Below are 9,060 nucleotides of genomic sequence, written 5' to 3' on the forward strand. Positions count from 1 at the left end.
TACAAATCTCGAACTGCTACGAACCTCGACTGACTTAGCAACAGCCCGGTCTGTTAAGCGCAATTCCTGGGAGCGGTGTAAGGTCACAGCCTTTTAGTCCCTTGATCCCTACGATTGACGGGTTAACTGGTTCAGCCAATCGCGCTTTGCTCGCACCTTTGTTAACCCCAAAGTTAACCCTGAAGTACGAGAGTGCCCAAGCATCTAGCTTCCCGCTTCATGTTCTGTTAGATGCCTGACTTCGCAGACTGAGCGAAGGTTGCTCGACTAAGCCAGCCACTCAGCAGATCGTCTGCACACTATCGACTGCACTTCATCGAATACTGAATTTGGGTAAGCTCTCATGCCGAGTATGCAACTTCCCTGGTTAACTCTCCTGATTGTGTTTCCGCTCTTTGCGGCACTGCCAATTCCCTTTATTCCAGACAAATACGGCAAAACAATTCGCTCTTACACACTGGGCGCGAGTCTGGTTGAGTTTTCGCTAATTGTCTACGCTTTCTGGAAGCACTACGACTTGAGCAGTCCGGGCTTTCAGCTTGCCGAGCAGTATTCCTGGGTTCCTCAGCTTGGGTTAAATTGGGCAGTCGCTGTCGATGGGCTCTCAATGCCGCTCGTGGTTTTGACAGGACTGGTGACAACACTAGCGATTTTCGCTGCTTGGAAGGTCGATCGTAAGCCCCGCCTGTTCTACTTCCTGATGCTGGTGATGTACAGCGCCCAGATTGGCGTCTTTGCGGCTCAAGATTTGCTCCTCTTCTTTGTTATGTGGGAGTTGGAACTCGTTCCGGTCTATCTACTGATCTCAATCTGGGGTGGGCAAAGACGGCTCTATGCCTCGACGAAATTCATTCTGTACACGGCGACTGGCTCAGTTTTCATTCTGATCGCTGCGCTGGCAATGGCATTTTATGGTGATACTGTCACGTTTAATTTGCAAGAGTTGGGGCTGAAGGATTACTCGCTCGGATTTGAGCTGGTGATGTACGCCGCACTGCTGGTCGCTTTTGGCGTGAAGCTGCCGATTTTTCCGTTCCACACCTGGCTGCCTGATGCTCACAGTGAAGCTCCTGCTCCAGTCTCCATGATTCTGGCGGGGGTGCTGCTAAAGATGGCAGGCTATGCGCTGATTCGCTTTAACATTGAAATTCTTGCCAACGCTCACGTTTATTTTGCTCCGGTACTTGCCGTTCTTGGTGTGGTGAGCATTATTTATGCGTCGCTGACCGCGTTTGCTCAAACGAATTTGAAGCGGCGGTTAGCCTATTCTTCGATCGCCCACATGGGGTTTGTGCTGCTAGGCATTGCTTCCTTTAACGAGTTAGGGATGAGCGGCGCGATGCTGCAAATGGTCTCCCACGGTCTGATTGCGGCGGCTCTATTCTTCCTGGCAGGCGTGACTTATGAGCGGACGCATACGCTGGACATGCAAGAAATGGGCGGCATGGCAAAAACAATGCCCCGAACCTTTGCCCTTTTTACCGCAGGCGCAATGGCTTCTCTTGCCTTACCAGGGATGAGCGGGTTTGTGGGGGAAATTGCTGTGTTTCTGGGATTCGCCACTAGCGATGCCTACACTGCTCCATTTAAGGTGGTGATTGTGACGCTGGCTGCGATCGGGGTCATTCTCTCGCCAATTTATCTGCTATCAATGCTGCGAACTGTTTTTTATGGTGCAGAAAATCAAGACCTGATGGCTGAAATTACGGTCTCTGATGCAAAGCCACGAGAAGCATTCATCGCGCTCTGCCTGATCATTCCAATTATTGCGATCGGGGTTTATCCCAAGCTGGTAACTCAGACCTATGATGCGAAGACCACGCAGGTTGCTGCTGAAGCGCGTCAAGGTTTGCCTCTGATTGCAGAACATCCCATTCGAGTGAACGTTCCTTTCATTGCCCCAACTGTCTTTGGTACAGAAGCAAAAGATTTGACCCAGGCAGTGCGAGTGCTCGACTAGGAATTCTTGATAAATTCAATGATTTGCGCTTAATGAGGTAAGAGGGTGGACAGGAGTTCACCCTTTTTCTTTATCAATAGACTTCTTGCACGAATCAGGAAGCGAGAGCCAGCTCAAAGTTGAGGATGCCTGCGAGCAAATGCACCCTGCGCGTGAAGTGCCGTCGCCGATTGCGATAGCGCCCCGATAAGATGCGGAAACGCTTCAGCCGACGAATGCTGTGCTCCACCTTGACCCGCAGCCGGGCTAAAGCACGATTGGCTTGTTGGTCCGCATCACTCAAGCGTTGTTTCCGGGGCTTCTTCTGCGGCGTAATACTGTTAGCGTGAAGTTTAGCAATGCCTTGATAGCCCTTGTCTGCTAAACACAGCATCCCCTCACCCAAGTGCACGCCACTGTGCTTAAACAAGCGCAAGTCATGGGTACGACCTTTGCCCGTGGCAACGGCGAGAAACTGCCCCTGAGCTAGGTCAATCACCACTTGGGCTTTCAGCGTGTGCCGTTTGTGCTTGCCGCTCTAGTAGGCACGCTGTTTTTTTGGGGACGCTCAATTGCCACCTCTGTGACATCTACCACAACCGCCTCCCACTCCGTCTCGGCTTGGCGCAGTTGCCGTTTGCCCGGCAGACGAAATTGTCCCGACTTCACCAACAACGCTTCTACTTTGTCAATCGTGCGGCACACAGTCGCTTCCGACACCCCGAACTCTAACCCAATGTCAAACTGGGTGCGGTAGTGTTGCCAGTAATACAACGTCATCAGCAACTGGTCTTCCACGCTAAGGCGATTTTGTCCGCCGCGCTTCCCCTGTCGGTTTAAGTCGGGGCTGAGGACAATAACCATCGCTTGGAACGTTTCTCGCTTCACTCCACATGCCCGGCGAAAGGCAACTGGGTTGAGGGTTTGGATTTGCGGGTAGAGCATGAGTCATTTCAGTAGGGCTGATCTACTTTCAGCTCTTCTCTTCGATTCGTGCAAGAAGTCTAATCTATTCTGTCAATTTATTTAGATTGCAGGGCATTGCTGAATGGAAATAGGATTCTCGGATAGGGAGTTCTGCGCTAGGGGGGTGTAAACTACCCTTACCGAATTCATCCGTTGGATCAGCAGCCCGATTGCAACGCGAAGCGAATTATACCCGTCTTGAGATTAAGGCTCAGAGTTCAGGGTTATTACCAAGTACAGGTATTAAAATCTGATGAACTTCATCTTATTTCAGTAATTCTATGGCTGCCAAAGTCGATTAAGATAAGCAACAGTACATAAAGCTGTTAAGGTTTATCGCATCCATCTATGGGTAGAAAATCAAAGTCACTCAAGCCCCACCGACTCTACTTCTATGTATTCTGCTGTAGCGTCATGGGCGTTGTGCTGGGTGCAACTGCGAGTCAAGCAGAAATCAATGAGTGTATGACCAGTAGTGCAGTCGATAATTCCTGTCTAACCAAAAGCCCAGTTGTTAAAAAGCTGGAAGGCATGGGCATGGGTTTTTTTGCAGGAGCTGGTGCGGCGATCGGGTCTACCTGGAAGTTTTGGCTCAAGGAAGAATAATCGCCGACCCGCTGCTAATCCGGGATTGAAACAGGTGCGGCTGTAATTCCTTTTGCTTCTAACATCGCTGCTGCTCTTAAGAGCAGAGCCTCTTGATAGGGAGCAGCAATTATTTGCACTCCGACGGGAAGCTGATCAGGGCGGTGAATGGGAACCGAGAGAATCGGTAGCCCAATAAAGGAAAGCGGCTGTGTGTAGAGTCCTAGATTTGGACGAACTAGCATTTCAACCCCGTCTAAAACCATTTTCTCTTGACCAATCAGGGGTGCAGCGCAGGGCGTAGTCGGCGCAAGAATTAAATCGACCTCTTGAAAAATTTCCCTTACCTGATCGCGATACCAGCGGCGAAATCGCTGTGCCTGGAGATACCAGGTGTTTGAAATCATTGCTCCTGCTAAAAATCGATCGCGTGTTGCCGGATCAAAGTCCTGCGGGCAAGTTTTCAAGCGGGGTAAATGCAGGTTGCTTCCCTCAGAAGCCGTAATCACGTAAGCGGCAGCTCTGGCTCGCTGTGCTTCAGGAATTGCGACTTGCTGAGTTGCCGAAAGAGCCTCAGCCACCTGAGCCACAGCAGCAAAGACTTCGGGTTCACCACCCTGAGCGAAATAGCCGTCTGCGATAGCAATGCGTAAGCCGTCAATGCCGCGATCGAGCTGAGGCAGACAAGCCTGGGGAGGACGCAGCGTACAAACAGGATCGGTGGGGTCTGCGCCCTGCATTAGGTCAAATGCCGCTGCAATATCTCGAACCGATCGCCCAAAGGGTCCAATATGGTCAAAGCTGCTGGCAAACAGAAAAACGCCTGCGCGGGACAGTCTACCGTAGGTCGGCTTTAGCCCGTAGATGCCGCAAAATGCCGCAGGAACGCGAATTGAGCCATTGGTATCGGAACCTAGCGTGAGCGGAACCAGTCCGGCAGCAACCGCAGCCGCAGATCCCCCAGAGGAGCCTCCAGCAACCCGGCGCAGATCATGGGGGTTGTGCGTTGCACCATAATGACTATTTTCCGTTACAAAGCCATAGGCATATTCATCCATATTGAGTGTGCCCAACAGGATTGCCCCTGCCCGTCGTAATGCCGCTACTGCATTGGCATCCTGGCTTGCCACAGGACGATTTCGATTAATTTTTGAGCCTGCCAGGGTCGGCAGCCCGGCGACATCAAACAGATTTTTGACGGCAAAAGGGACACCCGCCAGCACTCCAGGGTCTCCCCCGTTGGCAATTGCCCGATCGATCGCGTCGGCATCGGCTAATGCTTGATCTGTCAGGACTTGTGTAAAACTGTTGAGCTTGCTGTCCTGCGCGGCAATCTGGGCGAGGGCTGCTTCTGTTACTGTCCGGGCTGAAACAGTTTCCGATCGCACGGCATCAGCGATCGTCAGCGCATCGGCTTGCTGAAACTCAAACGTCATGGTTCAGGAGTAAAAATAGGGGCAACTTCGATTTCGTCGGGAATCGGAAATTCCATCACGGACTGAGCAATTTGCTGAGTGCGCGCCAAGTTTGCGATGACCCCTGGACGATATTCTGGAGCGATCGGTAGGTCGATTAGTTGAGACATCAAGCTGACAAGGGTATCCAGATCAAGAGAATTTGCGGTTGGATCGGTCATAAGCAGTGAGCGATAAAGGAAAATTGCGGCTAATTGTTCTTTGCTGGCTGAGCCTAACCTTGCAGGCAACGGTACAGCAGAATGAGGAGAAAATCAGTTTTGAACTGCTGAATTTCAATCGAGCTAGCATGAGAGGAAAATAGCCTGAAACTAAAAGCAGGTCAAGGGTCAACAGAAACAGCAGTTCTGGAATGAACGCTAACGCCTATTAGCAGCGAACATTGCAAGGCGCGCTCTATTCTCAGAATGTTCTGACTATCATTCATCGATGAATTGCACTTCAGCTACCGGGCACTCATCGTGCAATCGATCGCAGCATTCTTCCAGGACAAATGATTAAATTTCTCGCAGCCTCAATTCACTGGTCTACGATGTTGTTCCCTGTCCACCTTTCTATCGCATCCGCTCCCGTCATGATGTCACAACAACCAAAGATTTCACCCCAAGCAGCCCTTGAGCGATTGTTTACTGCTCCTGAGATTGAGCGGCAATGGTTTGCAGATTCTTTTTTAAGTCAGGTTCCAGTTTCACCAGAGCAAATCATCCGCGATTTGCAGAACCAGCTAGGAACATTTCAGAGCCTACAGTCCGAAGGAGAAGGCTACCGAGTCGTGTTTGAGCGGGGAAGCTTGGCGGCACTGATTCGGCTGGACGAAACAGAAAAAATTAGCAGCCTTTGGTTTCATGACATTCACTCGAATGCGATCGCCCTACCTGATGCGATCGAACAGTTCCAAGCCCTACCCGGTCAGGTAAGCCTGCTGGTTGTTGAAACAACGGAAACCCCGACAGGGAGTGGGGTTGAATTAGCCTCCCTTAATGCAGACCAGCCGATGGCAGTAGGTTCTACTTTTAAGCTTGCGATTCTGGCTGCATTACATCAGGAAATTCAGGCAGGGCGTTACTCCTGGGCAGATGTTGTCGCACTTGAGCCTCAAGACAAAAGCTTACCGAGCGGCATTTTACAGAACTGGTTTGATGGCGCACTGCTGACCGTTCAAACCCTGGCAACACTGATGATTTCTCAAAGCGACAATACGGCAACCGATCTGCTAATTCGCTGGGTGGGTCGAGAGAAAGTGGAGGAATTTGCGCCGCGCAATCGTCCATTTCTGACCACCCGTGAAGCGTTTGTTCTCAAAGCTGCTCCAAATGCGTCGCTGCTAACGCGCTATCGAGCTGGCAACGAAATTGAGCGACGGCAGCTGTTGTCGGAACTCGTACAAGTATCCCTCCCTGAGGTCACCAGTCTCAGCGATCGTCCGACTGCACTTGATGTCGAATGGTTTTTTACCGCCCGTGAACTGTGCAGCTTGATAGGTCAGGTATCCGATCTGCTACTAACGAGGGTCAATCCAGGTATCAGTCCTGCTGGATGGTCGCAGGTGGCGTATAAAGGTGGCTCGGAACCAGGAGTGTTAAATCTGACGCATGAATTAGTCTCTCAGACGGGCAAACGCTACTGTGTGTCTGCAACCTGGAATGATGCGGATGCTCCTCTCGATGAGAATCATTTCTTCACGCTTTACAGCAGCATGGTATCTGGACTGCAAGATGCTGGACTGCAAGATGCGAACCGTTGAGCCGATCGTTAAGCGGGAGGAGATATGACCAAAAGGGCTAGTGGAATTTTGCAAATGATTCCCGTAGCATTCCAAAGCGAATATCAGACAGCTATGCGATCTACTGATTAGGCTGGCGTTCGACGATCGCTTCCATCGTACTGTCTAGCTGATGCCCCGCCATAATGCTGCTGGAAAGGCAATAGCGATCGGGAGTGAGCTGATGCAGCGTCTCAAATCCGGTGCGTCTTCGCTTGTCGCCTAATGCCCAATAGCGTTGCACGATCGATTCGGGGGCAACCCAGCCTTCGCCTTCGACTCGTCCCAGCAAACTGTGCTGAAGCACAAACGTGTACTGTCGATCGCCTGTGTTGAGCCGTCCGCGATACTGAAAAGAAATCTCGTCCCGATCGCCCCCAGGAAACATGAGCTTTGTGACCATTGTGAACCAGTCATCTCGGCTCCAGGCAACCAGAATTTTTCCCTTGACGGTGACAGGCATTGCATTGCGATCGATCCAGTTGCCCTGCAATATCCAGCGTCCTGATTCCAGCAAAAACGTGTGAGTCACAAGATTTGTTCCTATCATCCTGCCCCGCAGCTGCCGATCGAGTTGCAGACAGCAATCTATGTTAATAACGCGCTGGGGCGAATGCCATGTGGATTTCCCCTAAGGGAACGGCTTGCCGCGCTCCTGTCACTTCCGGGAGATTACCGGGAATGCTCTGGGTACGCCAGTAAGCAAGTACCGCGAATGCGCTTGCCTCTTTATAATCAGCATCCAGGTTAAGCTGATCTGTTGTACTAATCAAGAGTGACTCCAGATTAGCCTGTAATCTCCGTTTCAAGTAGGAATTACGACTGCCGCCGCCGCAGAGAACAACCTCATCAGGTAGGCACGGCAGAAACCGATGATAACTGTCAGCGATCGACACAGCAGTGAGTTCGGTCAATGTTGCTAAAATGTCTGCCTGAGAGAGCGAGTAGGCAGCAGCATCGTTCAAGCATTGCTGGAGATAATCAACCCCAAAAAGCTCACGTCCGGTTGATTTTGGAGGCGGCATCTGGAAAAAATCCTGCTTCAGCCATTCAGTTACAAGTGCATGACAGGGTTTGCCCTGAGCTGCCCAAGCACCATCCACGTCGTAGTGTTGTTGACCGTTGGAAAACTGCTGCACAGCGAGATCAATCAAAACATTGCCTGGTCCGGTATCCCAGCCGTAAGTTGTTTGAGCTAGCGCATGCTTAGAGGCAGCCGCAGGCAAATAGGCTACGTTTCCAATGCCACCAATATTTTGAATACAGCGATCGCGAGTTGAGTGGCGCAGCAAAACGGTATCGATCGCCGGAACGAGTGGCGCGCCCTGCCCCCCAGCGGCAATATCAGCAGCCCGGAAATTACTAACGGTCGTAACGCCTGTTAGCCATGCAATCAATGCGCCTCGTCCAAGCTGAAGACTGTAGCCCAAATTCTGGATGGCTGAGGGGTGGGGTAAAGCCGGATCGAGCGCAGGCGGGCGATGGAAAACGGTTTGTCCGTGGGAGCCAATCAGTTCGGCTGGTGGCAAGCCGTGCTGAATCTCAATTGCAGCCTGGGCAAACTGCGTGGCGATCGCATCGTCAAGATCAGCTAGATCTGTCATCGCAAGCGGTTCCCCTGCACAAACTGCAAGGATTTTCTGGCGCAGGGCTTTAGGATAAGGATAAGTTTTCCCGGCTAATAATTCGAGCTGCAAGCTGAGCGGTGTTCCAGAAACTTCGACAAGAGCGGCATCAATTCCATCGACCGATGTACCGCTGATCAAGCCAATCACTCTCATGCAACTTTAGAGCGCAGCGAAAACAGTTGTCTGCGAATGGCTTTTATCTTACGAGGTTTTTTGCAAGTTATTCCGTAGTGCTGCCCAGGTGAGAGAATTTACAATTCCATCTGCAGGAAGATTATGCTTTAACTGAAAATCAATAACCGCTTTTTGAGTGACAGAACTAAATCGTCCATCAACTTCAACATCTAGATAGCGATGCCTTCTAAGAAGCCATTGAAGCTGCATGACTGCAAGGGGCTTACGAATCCCTTTATACAGTTCAGAATCGTCTGTGACAGAGTAAACCAGCATTTCCCGGAGTGCCTTCCAGGTTTCCAGATTAACAATGCCGCTTGCCTCCAGGTCGTACTCTTGCTGAAACCGAATCACAGCCTCGTTGGTCGATTCATCAAAGAACTCATCGAGCGCGACTAAACTAAATCCGTGCAGGCGCAAAAGCCTTTGTAGCTTTCCAATCTGAGAACCTCGATCACCTTTTGCCAATCGCATATCTGTTGCTTTCACAGCGATAAATTCCCCTTACTGCTTGTATCATTCCCAAATCTA

10 protein-coding genes are annotated in these 9,060 nt (G+C 50.9%); 3 read left to right on the forward strand and 7 right to left on the reverse strand.

Annotation, left to right across the window (positions count from 1 at the left end; genetic code table 11):
- The first annotated feature begins 343 nt into the window (after window positions 1-343).
- Window positions 344-1,960: an NAD(P)H-quinone oxidoreductase subunit 4 gene (locus H6F80_RS01385; protein ID WP_190789831.1), complete on the forward strand. Its 1,617-nt coding sequence runs from the start codon at window positions 344-346 to the stop codon at window positions 1,958-1,960.
- 94 nt (window positions 1,961-2,054) lie between these two features.
- Here the strand turns inward: H6F80_RS01385 and H6F80_RS31025 are convergent, their stop codons facing one another.
- Window positions 2,055-2,441, reverse strand: coding sequence for a transposase family protein (locus tag H6F80_RS31025; RefSeq protein ID WP_518523496.1), 387 nt, complete (start codon window positions 2,439-2,441; stop codon window positions 2,055-2,057).
- Window positions 2,442-2,449: 8 nt separating this feature from the next.
- Window positions 2,450-2,884, reverse strand: a complete 435-nt coding sequence (locus tag H6F80_RS31030; protein ID WP_518523497.1) for a transposase family protein — start codon at window positions 2,882-2,884, stop codon at window positions 2,450-2,452.
- A 369-nt stretch (window positions 2,885-3,253) separates the two neighbouring features.
- Here H6F80_RS31030 and H6F80_RS01395 point away from each other — a divergent pair, with 369 nt between their 5' ends.
- Window positions 3,254-3,511 (forward strand): hypothetical protein, encoded by a 258-nt coding sequence (locus H6F80_RS01395; RefSeq protein ID WP_190789832.1) that lies wholly within the window; start codon window positions 3,254-3,256, stop codon window positions 3,509-3,511.
- A 14-nt stretch (window positions 3,512-3,525) separates the two neighbouring features.
- Here the strand turns inward: H6F80_RS01395 and H6F80_RS01400 are convergent, their stop codons facing one another.
- Window positions 3,526-4,926, reverse strand: a complete 1,401-nt coding sequence (locus tag H6F80_RS01400) for an AtzE family amidohydrolase (protein WP_190789833.1) — start codon at window positions 4,924-4,926, stop codon at window positions 3,526-3,528.
- Window positions 4,923-5,126 (reverse strand): DUF4089 domain-containing protein, encoded by a 204-nt coding sequence (locus tag H6F80_RS01405; protein ID WP_190789834.1) that lies wholly within the window; start codon window positions 5,124-5,126, stop codon window positions 4,923-4,925. The genes H6F80_RS01400 and H6F80_RS01405 overlap by 4 nt, the downstream gene beginning before the upstream one ends.
- 416 nt (window positions 5,127-5,542) lie before the next feature.
- Here H6F80_RS01405 and H6F80_RS01410 point away from each other — a divergent pair, with 416 nt between their 5' ends.
- Window positions 5,543-6,709: a serine hydrolase gene (locus H6F80_RS01410; RefSeq protein ID WP_199296305.1), complete on the forward strand. Its 1,167-nt coding sequence runs from the start codon at window positions 5,543-5,545 to the stop codon at window positions 6,707-6,709.
- Window positions 6,710-6,809: 100 nt separating this feature from the next.
- Here the strand turns inward: H6F80_RS01410 and H6F80_RS01415 are convergent, their stop codons facing one another.
- The 3 genes from H6F80_RS01415 to H6F80_RS01425 form a co-directional block, all read right to left on the reverse strand.
- Window positions 6,810-7,259 carry a hypothetical protein gene (locus H6F80_RS01415; protein WP_190789836.1) on the reverse strand — a complete coding sequence of 150 codons (450 nt, stop codon included), beginning with the start codon at window positions 7,257-7,259 and terminating at the stop codon, window positions 6,810-6,812.
- A gap of 61 nt (window positions 7,260-7,320) precedes the next feature.
- Window positions 7,321-8,508 (reverse strand): anhydro-N-acetylmuramic acid kinase, encoded by a 1,188-nt coding sequence (locus tag H6F80_RS01420; RefSeq protein WP_190789837.1) that lies wholly within the window; start codon window positions 8,506-8,508, stop codon window positions 7,321-7,323.
- Between the two features lie 48 nt (window positions 8,509-8,556).
- Complete coding sequence (locus H6F80_RS01425; RefSeq protein ID WP_190789838.1) at window positions 8,557-9,018, reverse strand: peptidoglycan-binding protein; 462 nt, start codon at window positions 9,016-9,018, stop codon at window positions 8,557-8,559.
- Between the last annotated feature and the right edge of the window lie 42 nt (window positions 9,019-9,060).

Source organism: Leptolyngbya sp. FACHB-711, assembly GCF_014695615.1.
GTDB lineage: Bacteria > Cyanobacteriota > Cyanobacteriia > Elainellales > Elainellaceae > Leptolyngbya_A.

Coding starts and splice junctions, on each gene's coding strand:
- H6F80_RS01385 (WP_190789831.1), top strand. CDS start 344: ATGCCGAGTATGCAACTTCCCTGGTTAACTCTCCTGATTGTGTTTCCG.
- H6F80_RS31030 (WP_518523497.1), bottom strand. CDS start 2,884: ATGCTCTACCCGCAAATCCAAACCCTCAACCCAGTTGCCTTTCGCCGG.
- H6F80_RS01395 (WP_190789832.1), top strand. CDS start 3,254: ATGGGTAGAAAATCAAAGTCACTCAAGCCCCACCGACTCTACTTCTAT.
- H6F80_RS01400 (WP_190789833.1), bottom strand. CDS start 4,926: ATGACGTTTGAGTTTCAGCAAGCCGATGCGCTGACGATCGCTGATGCC.
- H6F80_RS01405 (WP_190789834.1), bottom strand. CDS start 5,126: ATGACCGATCCAACCGCAAATTCTCTTGATCTGGATACCCTTGTCAGC.
- H6F80_RS01410 (WP_199296305.1), top strand. CDS start 5,543: ATGTCACAACAACCAAAGATTTCACCCCAAGCAGCCCTTGAGCGATTG.
- H6F80_RS01420 (WP_190789837.1), bottom strand. CDS start 8,508: ATGAGAGTGATTGGCTTGATCAGCGGTACATCGGTCGATGGAATTGAT.